This window comes from Salinivibrio siamensis, assembly GCF_001996005.1.
In the GTDB taxonomy this organism is placed as follows: domain Bacteria; phylum Pseudomonadota; class Gammaproteobacteria; order Enterobacterales; family Vibrionaceae; genus Salinivibrio; species Salinivibrio siamensis.
In genome coordinates this window covers 24,612-46,879 of sequence record NZ_MUFB01000023.1, presented here as the reverse complement: position 1 = coordinate 46,879, position 22,268 = coordinate 24,612, and the positions used below count along the sequence as shown (strand labels likewise).

Here is a 22,268-nt window from a genome sequence, read left to right as displayed (position 1 = left end):
TTCATATCTCTTTGTCTACGGTAATAGTCAAAATACTGTGTCCAGCACCGCGAAAGTGATCTGGCGTTTTCCTCTACCTAGAGCACTTGCGACAGAGGACGATTTTCTGTTTGGCTAAGACCAATACTTCGTTTTAAGTGTAAAGCTTTTTCCAAGTGTTGAGTGTGTACTCTAAATATTTACCGTCGGTGAGTGATACAACACTCGCTGGGCGGTATGTTTACTCTATTGAAATGATGGATAAAGCCCAGAAGGAAAACTACCTTTGTCTGCACTAACAAAGTATAAAAACATAATCGCAACTGTGTTGTCATTGCTTTTAATTAGTGGATGTGAAGAGCTTGAGCCTATACCGGGACAGCCTTGGCGTGTGTCTGTGGTAATGCCTTCATTTTATCCCATTAAAATCACGCAAGCGTATGGCGTGAACGAAGAGCAAGACTGGACAATGCCGCTCCATGGGCTTTCCTTGTCAATGAGTAAAAGCGAATTAGCCAATGTTCGCACTGTGTTTCCTGATTATGATGGGTTTGGACTCCCTGTATCATTACTAACTAGTGTACGTGGGCGCCAACTGGGCTCCGCTAATAAACACTTACCAGATAGCATCTATATATATTGGACCTCATTGATTAATATTCGGTTTTTTGTGACTAAGTATGACCTTCCTCAAAAAGTAAAAGAAATAATGTCGAAAGGAGTAACATTTGAGCGATATGATGGCTCTTTAGGTTCCTGTTTTCGGACTGAATTTTTCTTTGGCATGCTGCCCAATGGCAAAGCTAAAGTGTGGCTAATGGGCTGTGATCAGCTCATTTATTTGGCTGAACTGGATCCAGCACGAGAGAAAGATCGTGACCAGAATGGCGTGACGGCTGAAAGATATCGAGAATCACCTTACTACTTTGACACCATTAATCAACGTGCAAAAGATGAAGGGGTTGCCATTGATCCAATCCCATGGGAGAAAGTTGGCAAAGTCTACAGTCAAGATCCAGTCGAATTACTCAGTGAGCAGTAATGGTGGGTAGCTCGAAGAGATATCTTCATAGATTTATCACAGACTTTAAATTTTCATCGCCCAGTGAGTGAATAGCACCCACTGGGCGGTTTGTTAACTCTATTAAAATGATGAGAAAAACCCAGAAGGAGCTCTTTTTTTGCCTGAACTAACAAAGTACAAAAACATAATAGCAACTGTGTTGTCATTGTTGCTATTGATGGGATGTGAAGAACTTGAGCCTATACCGGGACAGCCTTGGCAGGTTTCTGTGGTAACGCCTTCATTTTATCCCATTAAAATCACGCAAGCGTATGGTGTAAATGAAGAGCAAGACTGGAAAATGCCGATCCATGGTCTCTCTCAATCGATGAGAAAAAGCCGCATAGATTATGTCCGTACTGTGTTTCCTGATTATGATGGGTTTGGTTTTCCTTTATCATCTTTGACCGCTGTTAATGGACGCCAGGTGGGATCTGCGAATAAGCACTTACCAGATAGCATATATATATATTGGACCTCACTGATTAATATGCGGTTTTTTGTGACTAAGTATGATCTTCCTCAGAAGGTTAAGGAAATAATGGCGAAAGGGGTTAGCTTTGAGCGATATGATGGTTCTTTAGGTTACTGTTTTCGGAATGAATTTTTCTTTGGCATGCTGCCTAATGGCAAAGCCAAAGTGTGGTTGATGGGCTGTGATCAACTTATCTATTTGGCAGAGTTGGAGCCAGCACGAGAGAAAGACCGTGACCAAAATGGTACAACGGCTGATGTATATAGGCGTGGATCTAAGCCAGAGAAAGCAAAACAGCGTGGAATCGATGCAGGTGTATCGACTGTCCCGATTCCATGGGAGAAAGTTGGCAAAGTGTATAGCACGGACACCGTCGAATTGCTCAGTGAGCAGTAAGCTTGGGTGGATCGACGTGCGTTCCGGCGGTTTGTATACGCTCAGTGATATGCCAAGCAACTTTTTGCTTGGCTTGGCAAGAAGTTGCTTGAAGCGTGCAAAAAATTGGTCAGCAAATAATTAACTGTCTGATATATAACGAATTAAAAGTTGGCATGAATCTAGCTTGCTAGTAGGGCTAGACAGCAAGAGTCGCTGTTGAAACTCAAATCAAAAAATAGAGGAGCGATTATGCCAACGCCATGTTATATCTCGATTGAAGGTGAAACCCAGGGTTTGATCACTGCCGGTGCCTGCACAGCTGATTCAATCGGTGATGCATTCGTTGAAGGTCATGAAGATGAGATGCTGGTACAGCAGTTTGATCACAATGTCACTGTTCCAACTGATCCTCAGTCTGGTCAGCCATCAGGACAACGTGTTCACAAGCCATTTAAGTTTACCGTGGCATTGAATAAAGCGGTTCCATTGCTTTACAACGCGCTGTCTTCAGGCGAAAAAATGTCTACTGTGGAGCTGAAATGGTACCGCACGTCGATTGAAGGTAAGCAAGAAAACTTCTTTACTACCAAACTCGAGAGTGCGTCAATTGTTGACATCCACTGTGAAATGCCACATTGCCAAGATCCGGCTAAATCTGATTTCACTCAGAATCTCACCGTATCTATGTCTTATCGTAAGATCACCTGGGATCACGTTAACGCGGGTACGTCAGGTTCAGACGATTGGCGTAAGCCTATTGAAGCCTAAGGGCTCATTATGTTGCGTCGGCATGTTGCCGACGCTTCATCATTTGTCTAGCGTGCTTCAGTCATTAGTCTGAGGAGTGCTAGACAAGTGTTCACTGTTGCGGGAACAAGATTCGGGAGACATCATGGCGAAATTACGTTTTGAATTTAGCGTCGAGGGCTTAGAGCCAGACACGTTTGTGGTCAGAGAGTATCAGGGCAATGAATCTCTCTCTGCTGCGGCGTTCGATCAGCAAGCTTGCAACGGGTTTCGTTATTCGATTGCTTTGGCGAGTCGTGACCACTCACTTACTCCAGACCAAGTGGTGGACTGCCAAGCAACGCTTTCCCTCTACCGTAATGAGCAGTGTGAGCGTCGTGTCAGTGGCATTGTGCGTCAATTTTCTCAAGGGGATATTGGCCATCATCACACTTACTATGATATTGAATTAGTCCCCGATATTGAGCGCTTGTCGCTACGTCAAAATAGCCGTGTTTTCCAGCATCAAACGGTTCCGCAAATCATTTCCGTGCTTTTGCAGGAAATGGATATCACGGATGTCGGCTTCGGACTGACAAAAGAATACGCTGAGCGTGAATTTTGTGTTCAGTATCGAGAAACAGATCTGGCGTTTTTCCATCGAATCGCCGCAGAAGAGGGGCTCATCTACTGCTTTTTATGGAAAGAGGGAAAGCAGCTTTTATACATTACTGATTCACCTTTCGCTCTCCCAGCTCTAGAGCAGCCGATTGCCCACAACGCGCAGTCAGGGGCGGTGGTGGATGAGCCGTATATCCGTGCGATAGAAAAACGCACGCGCATTGTTCCCTCGTCGTTGGCAATGAAAGACTATAGCTTTAAAAAGCCGAGTTATAGTTTTTTGCAACAAGTAAACACGGCAGGCATCGATTATCAACGCCAAGATTATGAGGTTTATGATTTCCCAGGCAGATATAAAGATGATGCCCAAGGCAAACACCTAGCGCAGGTACGGCAAGAATTTCTGGTGCGTGATAAAGTCACCGCGGACGGAAAAAGTAATCATTTTCTTGTACAGGCGGGGCATGCATTTGAAATGCAAGATCATCTCGACCGTACCATGAATCAAAAATGGCAAGTGGTGCGCGTTCAGCATTACGGCACCCAGCCACAAGCGGTCGAAGAAGAAGGCTGTTCTGGCGCTACCACTTATCATAATCAGTTTACCGTGATTCCGGCCTCCACCTCGTGGCGGGCAACCCCGCACCCTAAGCCACAGGTGGACGGCCCCCTTATCGGTATTGTCGTCGGCCCCGAAGGTGAAGAAATATTCTGTGATGAGCATGGTCGGGTGAAAGTGCATTTTCCATGGGATCGGTATTCAAATGGTGACGAACAGAGTAGCTGTTGGATCCGAGTCTCTCAGGGCTGGGCAGGCAGCCAATATGGCATGATGGCTATTCCACGTATTGGGCATGAGGTGATTGTATCGTTTTTACATAACGATCCAGATCAGCCGATTATCACAGGACGCACTTATCACGCAACGAATATACCCCCTTATACGCTGCCTGCGGATAAAACCAAAACCGTGTGGCGCAGTGAATCGCATCAAGGAGAAGGGTATAACGAGCTAACATTCGAAGATCAATCGGACAGTGAGCAAGTGTACTTGCATGCACAGCGTGATTGGCAATCCGATGTGGAAAATGATGTCATTACTCAGATAAGGCATGATGAGCACCAAAAAACCGCCCATGATTCTTTTTCTAGAGTGGCGAATAACCAACATGTTACCGTCGATAAGCAAGCAAGAGAGCGAGTGAAAAAGGACGCCACCTTTGAGGTTGATGGTGGTATTCATGAAAAAATTAATAACCGTWTCGCGGCCACCGCCGGACGTGAGGTGCATCTAAAAGCGGGCACAAATGTCGTGCTTGATGCTGGAACAGAGATTACCGTATCGGCCGGTGGTAGCGTCATGAAAGTGGATGCTGCAGGCGTGCACTTATTAGGGCCTGTGATAAATCTCAATGCAGGTGGAAGTGCGGGGAGTGGATCGGGTTACCAGGGTAAACAACCGGCCTTACCACGCGCAGTGAAGAAGCCCTAATCATATTCGCAAGTTCATAAGAATCGAGGAAAACTATGCCAAAAGCTGCACTGGTTGGCCATATTGGTACCGCCCATGATGGCTTTCCGCCTACGCCCATTACAGCGGGTTCACCAACGGTAAAGATTGATGGGATCCCAGCGGTACGCAAAGGCGACCCACTGGCTCCCCATAGTAAGCCTAAGCATCCACCGCATGGTCGGTCAGTAAATGCTGGGTCTGGTAGCGTCAACATTGATGGAAAGCCGGCTGCACGAATTGGTGATGCAATAAGTTGTGGCGGCGTAATTTCAGGAGGTTCGAGTGTCAACATTGGTTAAGCCGTCACGATTAAAAGTCAGTTTTTGTACCCTTTTGCTTGTTATCAGTGGACAGGCTTTCGCCGAGCAAGTTGAAATAGAGGCGACGCCGTTTGTGTCATTGGAGCCGGTAGAGAAAATTGCCGATGACTATGATATCCAAGCGATGACACCGGAAGCACTGTTTGAACATGGCCGTTTGTCACGTGCGCAATTCCATTATCAACGCGCAGAGAAGTATCTGCGAGCGGCTGCCGATCAAGGTAATGTGCCTGCGGCTTACTTGTATGCAGTTCTGGTGAGTGATGATGGCAAGAAACTCGCGTATTCTCCTGAGGCGCAGCAATATCTCACTCAGGCTGCACGAGAAAGCTACATCCCAGCCATGAAGCTATTGGTTGAAGAAGGTGAGTGGTTGTCAGCCAACCATCGCACGATATGGCGTCACAAGTACGAAGAGGCCTTGGATGCCTGGTATAAAGATGCCCCTGAAGAGGCAGCCTTTAGTTTATACCAGTACACCGCTTCCACAGATAAACAAAAAGCTGAGGTCTATCTCGAAGAGGCCATTGCGGCAAACGATGTCGATGCGCTATTACACAAAGCATCACAAATAGAAACGGCGCAGCGCGGCTTTTATCTTTTCCCTAGCTCTCGCCTGGATGCGGCTGCTGAGGTGAAAAAGCAAATTGCCAATGCTGGGGGGATCCCTGGAACGAAGAGTTTATACCGTGACTTTATTCGCCGTGGAGAAACTCCTAAAGCCGTTGAGTGGCGTGAAAAAGCGATAGAGCAGGGCGATCTCATGTCCTTGGCGGCGTTAGGTCGCGTATATACAACAAATTATGCACCTGATGATGAAAAGTATATTGATGGTTTGGTGTATCTCTCCGCATACCTGGATGTGGTTGGTCAAGGGCGATTTGTCGACCTAAGGGATCAAGCGATGGCACAGTTTGAGCTGGCGTCTTCTCGGGTGTCTAATGAGGTCCTGAAAGATGTGGAGAAAAACGCGGCAGAGCTACGAAAAACCCACACCTTCTTTCACTACGATCGATATTGGCAAAAAACAGCCACGAACACAGAGAAAGAAGCAGATCCAACAAGCTAGCTGGGTAGAGGTTTGATAATTTAGCTCCGGCGAAGACTTTAGCGGCCGTAATCGAATCATTGCTTCTCGATTCGATTGCGGCCGTTTTCTTTTGCGAGATAGAGCGCGGTATCGGCACGTTGAATGATACTGTCTTGTGTATCACCTGCCGAGAAGCCCGTATAACCGATGCTGATGGTACAGCGTATGGTTTGTCCGTCGACGTGGATTTCTTCGCTATGTACGCGCTCGACCAAGCGCTTTAGTACAACCTCCGCACCACTCAAATCCGTTTCAGGAAGCAGACAGAGAAATTCCTCTCCGCCCCAGCGACCGTATATGTCATTGGTCCGTGATTCTTCCCGCACAATATTCCCAAAGCGCTGTAGCGCGATATCGCCTGCCCGATGACCATAAGTGTCATTTAGAAGCTTGAAATTATCGAAATCAACAATCGCCAGCGTCAAGGGGTTGTTGTACCGTTCGCAGCGTGCCAGCTCTTGAGCGAGAGCGTTGCTGAGGTAATGGCGATTATAAAGCTGCGTTAATGAGTCAGTATTCGCTTGTATTTCGAGCAATTGTTGCGCTTGTTCGAGTGCTTCCCAATCTCGTAGACGCGCCAGCTCGTGGCCGACCCATTCGGCAAAGAGTCGTACCAGTTCATAGTCTTGCGAAATAAAGGGGCGAGTGGGTTCTGGGCTTGAAAAATTTAACGTGCCATAGCGTTCGCCATCAATAAAAATGGGGGCACCGATATACGCCTCGAGGCCGAAATGCTCGTAGCAGGGGTGGGCTTTGATATCGCTTTGCGAAACATGGTGGAAACCTTGTGCCTCGTTGGCTTCATAGACGTGACAACAGTAAGTTTCATTCAAGTCAAATACTTGCCCAGGCTGTAGGGCGTCATCGGGATGCTGCGCGTATTGAACGGTATAACGCTGACCATGGATTTGGCTGAGTATACCAATAGGCAAATTAAAGTGTTTACAACCGAGTGAGAGAATGCGCTCTACGCGCCGGCAAAAATCTAAATTGCGTGCTGATGTGATTGAGTGGAGCTGGTTGAGCGCGGATTCTACTTCCACTCGGGTGCTAATGTCTTGAATAAAAGCCACATACATGGTGACAACTTGTTGCTCATCGCACACTGGCCCACCATGTGTTTCCCCCAAAAATACATGGCCATCGGCGGTCTTATATCTCACCACATAAGCATCGTAGTACGCGTGAACTGAGTGTGGGTTAAAACGATCTTTGCCCGTTGCGGTAAAGTCTTCGTGTTCGGCATAAAGGATGCGCGTGCTAGCGCCTTTTACATCAGCCAGACTGCAACCAAATAGGGCTTCTGCTACGGGGTTTAATAGTTGTATACAGCGATTTGTGTCAGCAATAACAACCGCCGTATCGAGATGGCGAAAAAGCGAGGGCAGTAATGTGACAATATGTTTGTACTGGTCAATGGGCTGATTCACTGCTGGGCTCTGTACGTCTATTTGGCTTAGCCTAAGCGTAGTACAAATCCCAGCAGCTCGCGCTTACTGAGCGTGTCAGGTGTGAGACAGGTTATACCGTGAAGGTAAATACGTTGGCCATCGACATTGCAATATTGTTGTCGTAATACGCTGCTTCATTAATGAAGTGCGGATAGGCCGTGTAGTCGCCTTGCCATGTTAACTCACTGCCATCAAAACACATAAACAGTGGGTCACCGGGCTTTATCGGCTGAAAGTCCTTGTCTTGAACGTGTTGGTGCACCATACCAATACGCTCCCCACGCTCATTCTGCGGTAAATGTAGTGTCTCCTTGTAACGGTACGCGGTGACGCTTTTAGGCAGCGCTGGCACCTTGTCAATATTAAACAGATGCACGAAGTCTAAAATGTGTGTCGTCATTTCTTGCATCGATTCCATCACATCATGACGCAGCACAGATTGGGGCTGCGGGCCGACTTCAACAATAACACCTTGCTTGCCAACCGAGCATAAAAAGGCATGCTGAATAGGTTCAATATGATCTTCGACTAGAATAACCGCATCGGGCATACGCTCACTAACGTAAGCGGCCAGCTGTTTATTGAAGGTGTCTAATGTCAATAGGATCAGAGTGGGTCCCATGTTGCTGGTGGTGTTATGCAGGTCGATAATGAAATCGACGCGTGGATCCCCTTTGGGTCCTAATTGTTGATTTAGGGCTTTCGCGCGGCTTTCCTCGTAGTTTGCCAAGCTGTAATCAGCCAGCAGTTTAGGATCGAATTGGCGGTTAAGGTCGCAGTCTACATAGCGTTTGTTGGCGCTATAAGCAGAAGGATTCGCGAATATATGTTCGGTGGAAAAACTATCGCGGGCTGTGATCGCAGGGTTAGATTGCCACTGTTTTAGTGCGTAAATACCGCTAAATTCGTTACCGTGGGTGCCACCAACAATGGCAACGTTACTAAACCGACTCATGAAAGCTCCTGATAAGTGAAGAATAATCGCAAGGATTTGTCTATTCAGACAGCTTAGCACTAACCACTCGATAGGTTAATAGCATAAATTTTCGTTATATTTGTTTTTTTATTCATTTTGACGCTAATGTGACAGTGGAGACTCTATTCTTTTTCGAGTCAGTTCACACTTCAGCTGCGTGGAAATCGTTAGCCTAGCGGAAGACGATACAAAGAGGTGAACAATGAAAACGGTATTTCCTAAGCACTTTTTATGGGGTGGCGCGGTGGCGGCTCACCAAGTTGAGGGAGGATGGGATTGCGACGGTAAAGGCGTCAGCATTGTGGATGTGCTGACCAAAGGTGCCCATGGTACACCGCGCAAAATTACCCAGCGTGTTGAAGAACATGAAGCCTATCCGAACCATGATGCTGTGGACTTTTATCATCGCTACCGTGAAGACATTGATCTCTTTGCGGAGATGGGTTTTAAGTGTTTTCGCACGTCTATCGCGTGGTCGAGAATATTTCCTCTTGGTGATGAGCTCACGCCGAATGAAGCGGGCCTTGCCTTTTATGATGACCTTATTGACTACCTATTAGAGAAAGGGATTGAACCTGTCATTACGCTTTCTCATTTTGAGATGCCCCAGCACCTTGTCACCCATTATGGGGGCTGGGCTCATCGAGATGTGATTGAGTTTTTCGTGCGGTTTTGCGAGACCGTAATGACTCGCTATCGCGACAAAGTCTCCTATTGGATTACCTTTAACGAGATCAACAACCAGCTCAACTGGGACTATCCGCTATTTGGCTATTGTAATTCAGGTGTGGTTTTTACCGAGCACGATCATCCCGAACAGAGACTCTATCAAGTGCTACATCATCAATTCGTCGCCAGCGCCAAAGTGGTGTCTCTAGGGCATGTGATTAATCCGGATTTTAAAATAGGTAGCATGATCCACATGATGCCGTTGTATCCGGCGAGTTGTCACCCTGATGATATGTTGGCGTCACAGCAAGCGATGCGTGACAAATATTTATGCAGCGATGTGCAGTTGCGAGGCCACTACCCACACTATATTTGGCCGCAATGGGCCAGCAAAGGGATCGAGGTCAACATGCATCAAGAGGATGCAACGATTCTTAAAAACGGCTGTGCAGACTTTTTGGCGATCAGTTACTACATGACGAATATCGTAGATGCCAACCCGCCAGAAGAAGATGAAAATGCTTTATTCAGTGCAAGCCGATTGAATCCGCATCTACCCGCTTCGGACTGGGGCTGGCAAATTGATCCCAAAGGTCTACGCTTTGCGCTTTCTGAGCTGTATGAGCGTTACGAAAAACCGATTTTTGTGGTGGAGAATGGGCTTGGCGCGACAGATAAGCGTGAAACCTCAGGGGGAATCAATGATGATTACCGAATCAGCTATTTATCACAACATATTGAGGCGCTCGCGGATGCCATTTGGCAAGATGGCGTTGAGGTGATTGGCTATACGCCATGGGGCTGTCTCGATTGTGTGTCCTTTACCACGGGCGAATACCGCAAACGCTATGGTTTCATCTACGTTGACCGTCATGATGATGGCAGTGGCGACTTTTCTCGCCATCGTAAAAAGAGCTTTTACTGGTATCAAAACGTGATTAAGAATAATGGGTTGATAGAGTAAAGGCTCTGGTAGAATCGCAGTAAGACGAGAAGGGACGCCTAGTGCGTCCCTTTTATAACTTTCGGTAAAGTCATTGCATCGAGGTATGCGATTTTTACCGTTTTAGCGCTAAAGCCTCGCCCGCTAAGGGGGAGAAGTTAGAGATTGGGTTGGTAGTCGACCTCAATCACTTCTCCATATTCAATCCCTTGCTCACGATAACCCACTAAGCTCTCAATCACATTAAAATGCGCGATAACCGCAATCGTATTGTAGTCTTGATAGGTGTCGAGCACAGATGTCACTCGGCGATATAACGCGGTCGCGGACTCATAACCTGCATTGGTCACTTCATTTCCATTGGCAAACAGTTCTCGATACTCAATCCAGCGTCGATCGCGCTCAGAAAGAGGAATATAGCTCCCTTTGATATCCGCTTGCCACTCGCGGAGGTCATGCTCGACAAACAGTTCTTTTTGCAATTGCCGGTTGAGGATTTCTGCTGTTTGTAAGGCACGTGTGTAGGGCGAAGAGAGGATGATGTCTGCGTGTTGTAAACTCGGGTGATCGGCTAGCGATTGAATAGCGGGAATACATGCACGTTGGAGTGGTGCATAGTCTTTTTCCAGTTGGCTCATTTGGCGAGCATCGGCCAAAGAGTAATCGGTTTTTCCGTGACGGACAAAGACGACTTTCATAGGGCTTCCTTTTCTGCGTCGACAGCGTCTGAAGCGCTGCTTCTTGAGTCGGTGACATTTTTATTATCCGGATAACGAGGCGAGACACCCGCTTGGCGGGTGGTCAACATATCGCTTACGAGGGTTGTAGCATACCGTCATCGGACTGTCATGACTCACCCGTGGGATTGAGAGGAGGGCGTGAGCAAGCTCGCTATTTTTCTCTGGTTTGATCTAATATTTTGGTGCGATCACGGCCTTCTTCTTTGGCTTGATATAGACGCTGATCAGCCATTTCGAGTAGGTATGAGTCCGTGGTTTCGCGAGTTGGGAGCGTAATAATGCCACCGATACTGACAGTGATTTTGTCACCATCTGGGTTTTTCTTGTGCTCGATATCAAGCTTGGCAATTTCAGCGCGAATGGTTTCGGCCAGCTGAGTTAACTTCGAGGCATAGCGCGTTGAAAGCGTGATCGCAAACTCCTCGCCCCCAAAGCGTGCCACGGAACCATGAAAGCGTTCCGTTTGTGTAAGCAGCACGCGCGCGATTTGGGTGAGAACGTCATCGCCTTTGAGGTGACCGTATTCATCGTTATACGCTTTAAAATGATCGACATCGATCATCATGACGGCGACAGGTAACCGGCTGGCGATGCCATGTTGGATATGGTTTTTGAGCTCACGTTTAAACGGTCTTCGATTACTTAACCGGGTGAGGTCATCGGTTTCTGCTTGTACTTTTAACTTTTCATTGGCGACAATCAGCTCTTCTTGTAGCTCTTCCATGGCGTAATGGTTTCGTTCACGGATCATCACTTCACTGATGGCGGTCGCGAAACGTTTTAAAAGCAATGTCTTATTGTTATCCCAGATGAAGGGTAGACGGCGATTTGCCACTGTAATCATACCAAAGCTTTTTCTACCGTCGGTTAGCGGAAAAGCGGCAAACGATAAAATATGCCGTTGGCGCAACCAAGAGCGCTCGTTAATTGCATTATCGCCGAGCTGGCCGACATGGGGAACGACCAGTGCGTCGGTATCAGCCAGCCACCGTTTTATCATGTGCATATCGCTTAAATCGACGGTCTGGGGGGCAAAATCAATCTCTTGTGGCCAGTAACAACGACGTTCAGCGCGGAATGCGTCAAAGGCATACCAGCCAATCGCCTCAACGCCGAGTAATGACGCCATATCGGGAAAAATTTTCTTCACGTCTTCAGTAATATATTGCGAGTCTGCACGTAAAAATTGAATTGAAATATCGGCCAGTAGAGAGCTAGCGTTTGATTGCCAATTGAGTGCTTTGGTGCGTTGCTCGACTTGCTCTTTCAATAAAGTTTGATGTTGACGAAGTTCACGCTCTGTCACGCGTTTTTGTAGAAAGTCGTCTCTGATACGCGATTGCATCGCATTGATTGAGCGAGACACTTTACCTATTTCGTCATTACGTTGAATCAACGAGAGCGGCACACTCGTTTGGTTGGCCTTGTCGGTTTGGTAGTAATCGAGCGTATTTGACAGCTGTTGGAGTGGGCGCGAGCACAGCCGATGGATAACCCACAAAATCAGCAGAGTGATGATAAAGGTTTCAGTAAAATGGACGGCAGCGACAGGCACGGCGCCTGTGAAGGCATCGCGTTTAATCGCACTGCGATCGAGCACAATGTTCAGGGTGCCAATATTGTTACCTTGAACGCTCAACAATGACTGATGATTGGCGTCACAGTCCTCACTGGTATTATTGACTTCAGTGATGTGTGTGCCATCAAAACCTTTTACCTCGACGCGACAAATGGTAGGGATCATCGACAATCCCTTTACACTGCGGCGCACAAGCTCTAAATCAACGACCCACAATGCATGGCTAATCACGCGAGCCGAGTTATGGCTCCGGCTCTCTACCAGTTGTGTGGTCGTAGCCAGTGTGCGCTGGTAGTTGATGTACATCTGCGTCAGTGTACTCCCTACCGCAAACAGTAAGCTAATCGCGAGCACAACGAAAGCGACGCGCGCTTGCAGACCGCGTAAGTTTACATCGCGTTTTATCACTTAGTTATCCATTTGAGTTGTGGTTGAATGACAATGGCTTTCAATCCCTTTCGCCATGTTCAAAAACGAGATTTGATCCCACGCCTGCTCGCGCAACTGTACGAAAAAAGCGGAGCCAGGTTCAATTAAGTGAAACAACTGTCCAGCGCATTGCGGTGGTAACGGCCAACCTTTATCGTGAGCGTAAATGCGGCTCAATGCAAGGCCAGCGGCTTTAAAGTGCCCGCCCCCAAGGGCTGAAATGTCGCCTTTTTCTCGCAAAGAGAGCACGCGCTCGGAGGTATTGACCGTGGCAAAATAGATGTCATCGCCGGGCGTTTTTCCTGCTTGCCGCGCGGCTTTCATCGCGCCAAACGCCATATGATCGTTGGCCGTCCACACGTAGCGCACATTTGGGTAGCGTTGCAACAAGGTATGCATTTGCTCTTGGCTGATGGACTCATTCCACTGACCATGAACAACTTGATGTAAGGTAATGTCTGAGCGTTCAACGAAAAAGCGCTTGCCGCCCGCTTCGCGTTGGACGGATGCGGGGGTGGTAAGATCACCTGAAATCATGACGGCTTCGCCGGGCGCATTATCGCCTGCTTGTACCATGGCTTCGGCGATCGCATAGCCTATCGAATGATTGTTGGGAATAATGCTCGGCAGTAAGTATTGTTGCCAATGTGGGTCTTGGAAGAGCTTGGTTTTGGTCTGCTGATCGACATCATTCAAGATCAGTTGTACATAAATAGGATACTTTCTCAGTATAGGAAGTAGGTTTTTGGCCGCCAGCTTTTCATTCACGATGATAATGTAATCAGGGTGGGTCGGTTTACTCAACGTTGCGGCGAGTATTTGACGCACGGCAAAATGATTGCGATCGGCGTGGCGAATCGTTAGGTCAATATTTAATGCTGAGGCAGCGCTATTGGCATATTCATCTACGTCCTGCCAGAAGCTTTCCGTTGCATAACCGGGATTAATAAATAGCACACGGGGCTGAGCCTGTTCAGCATGAATGTGCGTACTGAACATCATGTATATAGAAACAACACACCACAAAATCAGTCTTCTACACATGTAGGGAAGGGTCCTCTCCATTGGCCACCTCTGTTAAGGATAGCGCATATGTATACGCTTGATTGCGGTAGGTTTATCATTGTCTGTAATTCGTTCAGGTAGCTGCTGTTTGACACGTAAATTTTATTGGGCAAGAGAAAGCATATACGGCATCATAGTTGTGTAGACTAGTGTGCCAGTCAATGGCGAACAAAATGACAACAATGTAATGAAATCTTACTACGATAAGAAGAAATTTAAGCGGCATTTTCCGATGGATTTTTATGGTGAGAGTGAAGGCTGGCAGTTTGCAGTGCGCGCCTTGTCTCCCACGCAAGTCTTATCGGCGAAAAGCTGGGTGGCGCGATTGAGCTGTCGTCGCCGAGACTTTCGGCTCGTTGATTTGGCGATTGACCGTTTCCACTTTTTGAGTGGCGGCGATGAGCAGATGCGTTTCACGGGCGTGGACTTGGGCACTAAAGTGAGTATTCGCCGGCAAGGGCAAATCGTCACTGTCGACGCGCTTAATCACCGCTATGGTGCTTTGACAGCAAACGTTCAGCCGTCAATTTCAACCGCGTGCATAGAGCCTGCGAGCAAGATCGTACTCTCTTAATAGGCGTCTCCTTGGCGGTTTGCGTCAGTGCCATACTGAGAAAAAAGGTGGGAACTCATGACGTTTATTGTGATTATCGTGCTTAGCATTCTTGGTGGTTTGTTGGCGGGTGAGCACTTCCATTCTTATCTTCTTGGGCTAGGCGTCGCCAGTACAGCGGTGGGTGCTTGCTATTGGATCACGTTTCGTAGCAGTCATTACCCCCAGTTTGCGTTATTTTTGTTGTTGCTCGGGGTGGTCGCTAAGATTGCCGTCACAGCGGCGGGTGTATTGCTCGGGTTAAAACATGCGTTGATCACCTCGCCTTTGGTCTTTTCGCTTTCGTATTTGTTTTTCTTGTTCGCCTCGACCTATTGCTATTTTCGCTATCGTGAATATTGGCTCACGCGCTTGCGTCATAAAGACTTACAGTAACTGGCTCGGCGGTGTTCAGTGTGATCGTTAACGAGGGATGGTATTGGTGATGTACTCAACGAAGCGATTGACGCTACGCCCATGGCAAGTGTCCGATTTGACCCCTTTTGCGGCACTCAATCAAGACCCCGATGTCATGCGCTATTTTCCCAGTGTGCTTTCACGCGCACAAAGCGATGCAATGGCGGCGCATATTCAATCCAAACTGGCGGATAATGGGTTCGGATTTTGGGCGGTAGAACTGACTGAAACACGGGAATTCATTGGCTTTGTGGGGTTAAACCGTCCCACCTTCGATTTCGGCCATCAGCCGTTTGTTGAAATTGGCTGGCGTTTAGCGTCGCCACATTGGGGAAAAGGCTATGCCACTGAAGCGGCACAAAAAGCACTCGCCATCGGCTTTGAGGACGTTGAGCTTCCGGCGATTTATGCGTTTACCACCGAGAGTAACCTGCCCTCACAAGCGGTGATGAAAAAACTCGGGATGACGCCGGCTGCTCCCTTTACCTTTTTGCATCCTCATTTGGCAGCAGATCATCCGCTCGCAACGCATGTCTTATACGCGATATCGAAGCCCAGCTGGCAGGCAAACCATGCTAATTAATCGCCGGTACCTATCGTTCATTCTTTCCGTTTTTTGTTTGTTGTTTCCATTGGCGGGCACTGCGCAGCAAAGTACCTGTCATGGCACTACGTCGAATGGTCATTTAGCCAATGGGGTACAGTTGCCCAGTGACGGGGTGAATTTCATAGGCTACAGCTTGATTGCGCGTTGGGCGGGGCGAACCTATGTTCACTCCGCAGTGCGTGACATCATCGTGGCATCGTATCAGTCTTTGGAGGCGGAGCAGCCAGACAAAGTATATCAATATGCTGAAACGGGCTTTGAGTCAGGTGGTCAGTTCAAACCGCATAAAACCCATAGAAATGGCTTATCGGTTGATTTTATGACACCGGTCGTCGATGCCGAGGGGCGATCGGTTCATCTGCCGACTCATCTACTCAATAAATTTGGCTACAGCATTGAGTTTGATGGGAATGGTCAATACCAAGACAAGCACATTGATTACACCGCCATGGCCGCACACATAGTGGCGTTACACCGAGAAGCGACGCGTCGTGGCTATGATCTTTGGCGTGTTATCTTTGATCCAACTCTTCAGCCGGCACTGTACGATACCCCGTATGGGCAGTATTTAAAGCAACATATTCGGTTTTCAACGCGGCGGTCTTGGGTTCGCCATGATGAACATTATCACGTTGATTTTGCCGTGCCTTGCCAATAAGGGCAGAATAAAAACAAAAAGAAAAGACTGGGAGAAAGTGTGCACAAACTAGCGGATGACTTACACCAAAAGCTTTTTAATGAAGAAGATGCGCGTGCCTGTAAAGACATTGATGGCAGTGCGTGCCGTGAGGTTCCAGGCAATTTTTTCCGCATCATCGTTAGCCAAGGACTCACCAAAATTGGCGACGCGGTATCTAACCCGAAAATTGTCTTGCCAGCGCTTCTCACCGCGGTTGGTGCTCCCTTGGCGTTAATTGGCTTATTAGTGCCAATACGAGAGGCGGGCTCGTTAGTGCCTCAGTTGGGTATCGCCGGTTATGTCCGCCAATTTGCGGTACGTAAGTGGGCATGGGTGGCGGGCTCTGTCATTCAAGGGGCGTGTATCCTAGCCATGGCGATCGCAGCGTTGCTTTTAACCGGTCAAGTAGCCGGCTGGAGCATTATCGGCTTGCTGGTGGTATTTAGTTTGGCGCGAGGCTTGTGCTCGGTCGCCTCGAAAGATGTGTTAGGGAAAACCATCCCTAAGCCGCAACGAGGGCGCCTGAACGGGTGGTCGTCAAGCTTGGCGGGGGCGGTGACGATTGCCGCCGGTGTCGGATTGTTCAGCGTCTCGGATCAACAGCATGTGTGGGTCTATTGCGCGCTATTGGCGTTCGGCGCAGTGCTTTGGTGGATTGCCGCAGCGTTTTACAGCCAAGTTGATGAATACGAAGGGGCCACAGAAGGCGGTGCCAATGCGCTCACGCATGCGCTTTCTAAACTGCGCTTGTTGGTGGATGATAGACGTCTACGCCACTTTGTGATCACCCGTTCACTGTTACTCTGTTCGGCCCTATCCGCGCCCTATTATGTGCTGTTAGCCAGTCAGCATAGCCAAGCGCTGGCGATCACCACCGCAAGCTTTGTCGCCATTAGCGGTATCGCAAGTTTGTTGTCGGCTCCTTTTTGGGGGCTATTTGCCGATCGATCTAGTCGCCAAGTGATGATAATGGCTGCCGTGGTGACGGCGTTACTGGGGCTGGTGGTCGTGAGTATCAGTCATTGGTATCCCGCGCTGTTTTCTTTGGCGTGGGTACTACCTGGCGTCTATTTTGTCCTGACCATTGCTCACGAGGGTGTGCGGCTTGGGCGTAAAACCTACATCGTGAATATGGCTGAGGGCAATCAGCGCACCGATTATGTCTCGGTCAGCAATACGTTGATTGGCTTCATGCTCTTATTCATGGGCGGCGTCACGGCATGGTTGAGCCAGTGGGGGTTAATGGTGGTGATTGCGGTGTTATCGGCGCTTGGCTTGCTGGGGGCATTGATGGCACGCGCGCTGCCAGAAGTAGAAAGATAAGCCGGCGGGCGGAATAGAAAAAGGCGCTAGTGATTAGCGCCTTTTGGTCTGTTGTTGCTGGTTAGACTTTAAATTGGCTCACCAGACGTTTGAGCTCTTCGCCTGTCTGGTTTAAGTCAGTCGCCGCTTGTGCCGAGTCATTACTGGCGTTGAGTAGCTGGCTCACAATGTCGCGAATCGATACCAGATTACGGTGAATGTCCTCTGTCACCGTGGTTTGCTCCGAGGCAGCCGAGGCAATATAGCTGGTCATGTCATTGATTTGTGTGATTGCATTACTTACCGAATCAATGCCGCTACCAATTTCGTTGGATGCCTCCGAGGTTTGCTGGCAGGTATCGTTACTTTGCTTCATCCCATCTACAGCTTGATTGACGTATGACTGAAGTTCATCCAGCATTTCGCGAATTTCGTGGGTGCTCTTTTGCGTGCGGCTTGCGAGGGTTCTCACCTCATCAGCGACCACCGCAAACCCGCGACCTTGTTCGCCTGCACGCGCGGCCTCAATGGCAGCGTTAAGTGCCAGCAAGTTAGTTTGTTCAGCAATATCGCCAATCACAGAAAGCACGCCAGTAATTTTATGGGACTGCTCATTCAGCGAATCCACATGTGTGCTCGAGGTATTCATTTGCTCGACCAGCGCTTGCATCGAGGTGATCGAGAACTGAACTTTCTCTTGGGCGTGACGCGCGTCGTCAGTAGCTGCACTAGTGGCATCAGCCACTTGGGTGGCGTTCTGTGACACCTCTTGCGCGGCTGAGCTCATCTGGGTAACAGCAGTGACCACTTGCTCGGTCTCGTTATCGTGAGTCTGTAATTGCGTGGCAACCATCTGGGTTTGCTCGTCAATCGTACGTGCGGTGTGACTCACTTTTTCCGTGACATCTACCACGCTGCGGATGGTGTTTTGCAGCTTATCGATAAAGCGGTTGAATGCATCCCCAAGCTGAGCAATTTCGTCACTGCCTTTAATTTTCAGGCGCTGGGTCAGGTCGCCATCACCGTCGGCAATATCATTGAGGTTGTCCAGCATGTCTTTCACCGGCGTTGACATCCGTTGGGCAACAAAGGCAACCGCGACAAAGGTAACAATCAGAATAATGATACCTGCAATGATCATTCGAGCGGTTTGTGCCGCTAAAGCCTCTTCTGCATTTTCACGGAAATCGGTAACGCGTGCTTCAATATCGTCAATGTATGCCCCAGTACCTAACATCCATTGGCCGTTATTGACCATATCGGCATAGCCAATTTTTTCGATCAGTTCATCGGTACCCGGCTTTTGATAGAGGTAGGTGAAGGTGCCATCACCGCTTCGCGCCGCTTCGAGCAGGCCTACAATAATTTTGTTGCCCTTGGGATCAGTAAGATTGATCAAGGACCGGCCTTCAAGCTCTGGCTTTAAGGCATGGAATACGTTGTTGCCTTGTTTATCGTAGATGTAAAAGTAGCCTGCCTTACCAAAGGTCACTTCGCGAAGTGCATCTTTAACATTTTGTGTGGCATCRCCGCCCGCTTGCTGTGCGTTTTTTACTACAGTCGCGGCAATTTCTGTGGCTTCGCGAAGCTGCATTTTTCGCTCATCAATTAATTTGGTTCGAAAAGTGGCAATGTTCTCTTCGACCAGCTCTCGCTCGTAATAGGTARTGATAAACAACGTAACGAGAATGGATAATACCAAGGGTACGATGGCAAGCACTAAGAGCTTTCCGCGCAGCATTAACTTCAACATACCGGATACCTTGTGTTAATTATGGTTTCGAATTCGCTAAAGTATGGAAGACATTTTTTCCGTTTGCCGCGCAAAAAGCCCTTTTATTTGATGTGGATTGGGAAACATTCTGCAATCTTTTACATCTGTCTAACTCATTATGTACAAGAGATTGCGATAACTATCTGATTCATCACTAGTAAGTATAAGCCATTTTTCACTCACCCCTCTTACCTCTTTATCCCACAAGCAGCCCCAACGCACGCTTAACGTTCTGGCATGTTTGGTCTGTCTGTATACGCGCCTTTTTTTGTCCATCTTTTAGGACACTATACAAGTAATCAGGGGCGTTCATTAGTGCTTTTCGCCGTTCTCGAATGGGTGATATCAGGGTGGTCAAGATATCGGTCAGCATGTTTTTTACCGTCAACGCCCGGCAAGCGCGACACAAGACTCACATCCTGACTATTTTGTTGGTTTATCCGCGGCTTAAAAAGCCGTAAGGTAAAGCAAAGTCAGTGAAATCGAGGGAGTGATGAAACTAAACGCAGACATGGGTGAAAGCTTTGGTGCGTGGACGATGGGAATGGATAGCGCGCTAATGCCGTGGATTGATATGGCCAATATTGCGTGTGGCTTTCATGCCTCTGATCCTGATGTAATGGCGGCCACGGTAGCACTCGCAGTGAAGCACAATGTGAGTATTGGTGCTCATCCCGGCTACGCCGATAAGCAGGGCTTTGGCCGCCGTCATATTGATCATACCCCTGCACAAATTAGTCATCTCGTTCGCTATCAAATTGGCGCGTTACAAGGGATCTGTGCGCGATTTAATGCGAGCCTTGATTATGTGAAGCCCCATGGTGCGCTGTATAACACCATGATGGTGGACAATGATTGCTTTAAAGCGGTATTGGTTGCGGTGGCTGACACGCTGCCCAATACACCATTAATGGTGCTGGCACTGCCTGATAACCGTCAGCATCGCCAGCTTGCCCAACAAGCCGGTGTGCCGCTGATTTTTGAGGCCTTTGCTGATAGAGCCTATCTGGCGTCAGGGCAATTAGCGCCGCGCGGTCAACCGGGCGCGGTGTTAGATGACGCTAACGCGATGATTGCGCAAGTGTTGCAGCTATCTCAACATGGCACGGTGACAACCCTTGAGGGGCAAACGCTCACCCTATCGCCGGATACGGTGTGTGTGCATGGAGATAATCCACAATCGGTCGAGGCGATAAAACAACTCAGAAAGGCCTTAACACCATGACACTCAAGGTTGAGCAGGTCAGTGAAACCACGGTAATGATCCGGTTGGGCAATAAGATCGATCTTGCCTTAGTTCCACAGTTATCTGCGCTGTGTGAGCGAATCCGCCAACACTTTGGCCGTGGTGTGGTTGAATTAATTCCTGCCTACACCAGTGTTCTGGTGGAAGTGAATGTTCGCTTACTGTCACCAGACAGGTTGAAAACGTGGGTGATGAACCAAGGCGAATCACTGCGAGTCACCGACGACGCCGTGGGCGGAAAACACGTGATATTGCCGGTGTATTATCACCCTTCGGTTGGGCCCGATCTGGCTGCGGTCGCCGAGTTTGCCGGCGTGAGTGAGCAAGAGGTGATTGCGCGACACAGCCAACGAACTTACACCGTCTGTGCGATTGGTTTCGCGCCCGGCTTTGCCTTTCTTGCGTCGGTGGATGAGACGATAGCCATGCCGCGGCATACCACGCCTCGCCATCAGATCCCCGCCGGCAGTGTGGGCATTGCACAACAGCAAACCGCGGTGTATCCGGCGGCGTCGCCCGCAGGCTGGCAAATTATTGGTAACTGTCCCAAGGTGCTATTCAATCCCCGTCAATCGCCCATGATGCCGTTTGATGTAGGTGATACCGTCCGTTTTGAGCCAATGCCAGAGTCTGATTACCGCGCGGCAGGAGGTCAATGGTGGCAGGATTAACGGTGCTTGACCCCGGCGTATTGAGCTTGGTGCAAGACACAGGGCGCTATGGGGTGGGCCAGCTTGGCTTAAGCCAAGGCGGGCCGGTCGATTGCCACGCTTTTGCTTGGGCGAATTATTTACTCGATAACCCCGCCAATACACCGCTTGTCGAGATAACCATGGGTCAGGCACGTTTTCGTGCTGACCATGCCATTTCGATCGCTATCACCGGTGCAGACATGCAACCTTGTATCAATGGTCAGCGCGTGGGTATGTGGCAGACGTTAACGCTAAATACGGGTGATGAACTGCGTTTACGCTACGCTCGCTGTGGCTTGCGCGCCTATCTCGCGGTGCGTGGCGGATTGGCGGTAGATGGCGCATTTGGCAGTGCCGCGACGGTGATGCGCAATCAACTCGGCGGCCTGCATTCCGGATTAGGTGAACAGTCGGGAGGCATGGCACTCGCGAAAGGAGAGGTGTTGCCTTGCCGACCGCATGCGCTGTTGCCGAGGGTGCGTGGTGTGCCGACACGTTTTATTCCTGACTACAATGCCCTGACCCCACTGGCGCTTGTGCCGGGGTATCAATTTGATAGCTTCAGCTCCGAGGCGCTAACGGCGTTTTTTGAGGGCGAATATACAGTCGATCAGCACAGTGATCGTATGGGCGTGCGGCTCAATGGACCGAGCGTCGTGAGCAAGCAACCGGGTATTGTTTCCGAAGGCATTGCGCTCGGGGCCGTGCAAGTGCCCCCGGATGGTCAGCCGATTGTGTTGCTCAACGATCGGCAAACACTCGGTGGTTATCCTAAGCTTGGCTGTTTAGCCCGTGTCAGCTTGAGCATGTTGGCGCAAACGCCACCCGGTCAGGCCGTGCGCTTTTATCCAGCGCGGCTGGCGGATGCATCGGCGCAATGGCAGGAGTTTGTGCAGTTTTTTGACTGGATGTAGCCTGCAGAAAATGGATAGATGAGCCTCT

The 22,268-nt window shown here is 48.9% G+C and carries 21 protein-coding genes; 15 read left to right on the top strand and 6 right to left on the bottom strand.

The genetic code is table 11. The features are described 5' to 3' along the window. Window positions 1-265: 265 nt before the first annotated feature. The 6 genes from BZG73_RS12155 (at window position 266) to BZG73_RS12130 (ending at window position 6,144) form a co-directional block, all read left to right on the top strand. On the top strand, window positions 266-1,021 hold the full coding sequence (locus tag BZG73_RS12155; RefSeq protein WP_077668438.1) for a DUF2931 family protein: 756 nt from the start codon (window positions 266-268) through the stop codon (window positions 1,019-1,021). Between the two features lie 139 nt (window positions 1,022-1,160). Then, window positions 1,161-1,913 carry a DUF2931 family protein gene (locus tag BZG73_RS12150; RefSeq protein ID WP_235606062.1) on the top strand — a complete coding sequence of 251 codons (753 nt, stop codon included), beginning with the start codon at window positions 1,161-1,163 and terminating at the stop codon, window positions 1,911-1,913. A gap of 231 nt (window positions 1,914-2,144) precedes the next feature. Then, entirely contained in the window at window positions 2,145-2,663 is a 519-nt protein-coding gene (gene hcp-2, locus BZG73_RS12145) for a type VI secretion system effector Hcp-2 (RefSeq protein WP_077459225.1), read from the top strand. Between the two features lie 124 nt (window positions 2,664-2,787). Continuing rightward, window positions 2,788-4,734, top strand: coding sequence for a type VI secretion system Vgr family protein (locus BZG73_RS12140; RefSeq protein WP_077668437.1), 1,947 nt, complete (start codon window positions 2,788-2,790; stop codon window positions 4,732-4,734). Between the two features lie 35 nt (window positions 4,735-4,769). After that, the gene (locus BZG73_RS12135) at window positions 4,770-5,054 is read left to right on the top strand and encodes a type VI secretion system PAAR protein (protein ID WP_077459223.1); all 285 of its coding nucleotides are present in this window, start codon (window positions 4,770-4,772) and stop codon (window positions 5,052-5,054) included. Next, complete coding sequence (locus BZG73_RS12130) at window positions 5,038-6,144, top strand: tetratricopeptide repeat protein (RefSeq protein ID WP_077579461.1); 1,107 nt, start codon at window positions 5,038-5,040, stop codon at window positions 6,142-6,144. Before BZG73_RS12135 ends, BZG73_RS12130 begins: the two co-directional genes overlap by 17 nt. 56 nt (window positions 6,145-6,200) lie before the next feature. Here the strand turns inward: BZG73_RS12130 and BZG73_RS12125 are convergent, their stop codons facing one another. Next, the gene (locus tag BZG73_RS12125) at window positions 6,201-7,595 is read right to left on the bottom strand and encodes a sensor domain-containing diguanylate cyclase (RefSeq protein WP_077668436.1); all 1,395 of its coding nucleotides are present in this window, start codon (window positions 7,593-7,595) and stop codon (window positions 6,201-6,203) included. A 91-nt stretch (window positions 7,596-7,686) separates the two neighbouring features. Then, window positions 7,687-8,571: an aspartoacylase gene (locus tag BZG73_RS12120; protein WP_077668435.1), complete on the bottom strand. Its 885-nt coding sequence runs from the start codon at window positions 8,569-8,571 to the stop codon at window positions 7,687-7,689. Between the two features lie 223 nt (window positions 8,572-8,794). Between BZG73_RS12120 and BZG73_RS12115 the strand changes: the two genes are divergently transcribed. Beyond that, on the top strand, window positions 8,795-10,225 hold the full coding sequence (locus BZG73_RS12115) for a 6-phospho-beta-glucosidase (RefSeq protein ID WP_077668434.1): 1,431 nt from the start codon (window positions 8,795-8,797) through the stop codon (window positions 10,223-10,225). A gap of 137 nt (window positions 10,226-10,362) precedes the next feature. Here BZG73_RS12115 and BZG73_RS12110 read toward each other — a convergent pair whose 3' ends face one another. From BZG73_RS12110 to BZG73_RS12100, 3 genes are all read right to left on the bottom strand, one after another. Further along, complete coding sequence (locus tag BZG73_RS12110; RefSeq protein WP_077579465.1) at window positions 10,363-10,902, bottom strand: histidine phosphatase family protein; 540 nt, start codon at window positions 10,900-10,902, stop codon at window positions 10,363-10,365. Between the two features lie 193 nt (window positions 10,903-11,095). Then, complete coding sequence (locus tag BZG73_RS12105) at window positions 11,096-12,931, bottom strand: GGDEF domain-containing protein (protein ID WP_077668433.1); 1,836 nt, start codon at window positions 12,929-12,931, stop codon at window positions 11,096-11,098. Continuing rightward, window positions 12,932-13,954 carry an ABC transporter substrate-binding protein gene (locus BZG73_RS12100; RefSeq protein ID WP_158010047.1) on the bottom strand — a complete coding sequence of 341 codons (1,023 nt, stop codon included), beginning with the start codon at window positions 13,952-13,954 and terminating at the stop codon, window positions 12,932-12,934. It lies immediately after the preceding gene. A gap of 250 nt (window positions 13,955-14,204) precedes the next feature. On the opposite strand from BZG73_RS12100, the gene BZG73_RS12095 reads away from it, so the two are divergent. The 5 genes from BZG73_RS12095 to BZG73_RS12075 are packed head-to-tail and all read left to right on the top strand — an operon-like array spanning window position 14,205 to window position 17,635. Beyond that, window positions 14,205-14,591, top strand: a complete 387-nt coding sequence (locus BZG73_RS12095; RefSeq protein ID WP_052708091.1) for a hypothetical protein — start codon at window positions 14,205-14,207, stop codon at window positions 14,589-14,591. Window positions 14,592-14,648: 57 nt separating this feature from the next. After that, window positions 14,649-15,005 carry a hypothetical protein gene (locus BZG73_RS12090; protein ID WP_046075510.1) on the top strand — a complete coding sequence of 119 codons (357 nt, stop codon included), beginning with the start codon at window positions 14,649-14,651 and terminating at the stop codon, window positions 15,003-15,005. A 49-nt stretch (window positions 15,006-15,054) separates the two neighbouring features. Beyond that, the gene (locus BZG73_RS12085; RefSeq protein ID WP_197075777.1) at window positions 15,055-15,609 is read left to right on the top strand and encodes a GNAT family N-acetyltransferase; all 555 of its coding nucleotides are present in this window, start codon (window positions 15,055-15,057) and stop codon (window positions 15,607-15,609) included. Continuing rightward, window positions 15,599-16,291 carry a penicillin-insensitive murein endopeptidase gene (locus BZG73_RS12080; protein ID WP_077668432.1) on the top strand — a complete coding sequence of 231 codons (693 nt, stop codon included), beginning with the start codon at window positions 15,599-15,601 and terminating at the stop codon, window positions 16,289-16,291. Before BZG73_RS12085 ends, BZG73_RS12080 begins: the two co-directional genes overlap by 11 nt. 39 nt (window positions 16,292-16,330) lie before the next feature. Continuing rightward, window positions 16,331-17,635 carry an MFS transporter gene (locus tag BZG73_RS12075; RefSeq protein ID WP_077668431.1) on the top strand — a complete coding sequence of 435 codons (1,305 nt, stop codon included), beginning with the start codon at window positions 16,331-16,333 and terminating at the stop codon, window positions 17,633-17,635. A gap of 61 nt (window positions 17,636-17,696) precedes the next feature. On the opposite strand, the gene BZG73_RS12070 is transcribed toward BZG73_RS12075, so the two are convergent. Next, a complete protein-coding gene (locus BZG73_RS12070; protein ID WP_077668430.1) occupies window positions 17,697-19,367 on the bottom strand; it encodes a methyl-accepting chemotaxis protein in 1,671 nt (556 codons plus the stop codon). 514 nt (window positions 19,368-19,881) lie between these two features. On the opposite strand from BZG73_RS12070, the gene BZG73_RS12065 reads away from it, so the two are divergent. From BZG73_RS12065 to BZG73_RS12055, 3 genes are read left to right on the top strand one after another with little or no spacing between them, the layout of a single operon-like run. Continuing rightward, window positions 19,882-20,613: a 5-oxoprolinase subunit PxpA gene (locus BZG73_RS12065; RefSeq protein WP_077668429.1), complete on the top strand. Its 732-nt coding sequence runs from the start codon at window positions 19,882-19,884 to the stop codon at window positions 20,611-20,613. Continuing rightward, complete coding sequence (pxpB, locus tag BZG73_RS12060; protein WP_077668428.1) at window positions 20,610-21,305, top strand: 5-oxoprolinase subunit PxpB; 696 nt, start codon at window positions 20,610-20,612, stop codon at window positions 21,303-21,305. Before BZG73_RS12065 ends, pxpB begins: the two co-directional genes overlap by 4 nt. After that, a complete protein-coding gene (locus tag BZG73_RS12055) occupies window positions 21,290-22,240 on the top strand; it encodes a 5-oxoprolinase subunit C family protein (RefSeq protein WP_077668427.1) in 951 nt (316 codons plus the stop codon). Before pxpB ends, BZG73_RS12055 begins: the two co-directional genes overlap by 16 nt. Window positions 22,241-22,268: the final 28 nt, after the last annotated feature.

Bases quoted from the DNA above. Each gene is read 5' to 3' on its own strand.
- BZG73_RS12065 (WP_077668429.1), top strand. From the start codon at position 19,882: ATGAAACTAAACGCAGACATGGGTGAAAGCTTTGGTGCGTGGACGATG.
- BZG73_RS12100 (WP_158010047.1), bottom strand. From the start codon at position 13,954: ATGATGTTCAGTACGCACATTCATGCTGAACAGGCTCAGCCCCGTGTG.
- BZG73_RS12090 (WP_046075510.1), top strand. From the start codon at position 14,649: ATGACGTTTATTGTGATTATCGTGCTTAGCATTCTTGGTGGTTTGTTG.
- BZG73_RS12110 (WP_077579465.1), bottom strand. From the start codon at position 10,902: ATGAAAGTCGTCTTTGTCCGTCACGGAAAAACCGATTACTCTTTGGCC.
- BZG73_RS12135 (WP_077459223.1), top strand. From the start codon at position 4,770: ATGCCAAAAGCTGCACTGGTTGGCCATATTGGTACCGCCCATGATGGC.
- pxpB (WP_077668428.1), top strand. From the start codon at position 20,610: ATGACACTCAAGGTTGAGCAGGTCAGTGAAACCACGGTAATGATCCGG.
- BZG73_RS12080 (WP_077668432.1), top strand. From the start codon at position 15,599: ATGCTAATTAATCGCCGGTACCTATCGTTCATTCTTTCCGTTTTTTGT.
- BZG73_RS12055 (WP_077668427.1), top strand. From the start codon at position 21,290: ATGGTGGCAGGATTAACGGTGCTTGACCCCGGCGTATTGAGCTTGGTG.
- hcp-2 (WP_077459225.1), top strand. From the start codon at position 2,145: ATGCCAACGCCATGTTATATCTCGATTGAAGGTGAAACCCAGGGTTTG.
- BZG73_RS12120 (WP_077668435.1), bottom strand. From the start codon at position 8,571: ATGAGTCGGTTTAGTAACGTTGCCATTGTTGGTGGCACCCACGGTAAC.
- BZG73_RS12085 (WP_197075777.1), top strand. From the start codon at position 15,055: ATGTACTCAACGAAGCGATTGACGCTACGCCCATGGCAAGTGTCCGAT.
- BZG73_RS12115 (WP_077668434.1), top strand. From the start codon at position 8,795: ATGAAAACGGTATTTCCTAAGCACTTTTTATGGGGTGGCGCGGTGGCG.
- BZG73_RS12095 (WP_052708091.1), top strand. From the start codon at position 14,205: ATGAAATCTTACTACGATAAGAAGAAATTTAAGCGGCATTTTCCGATG.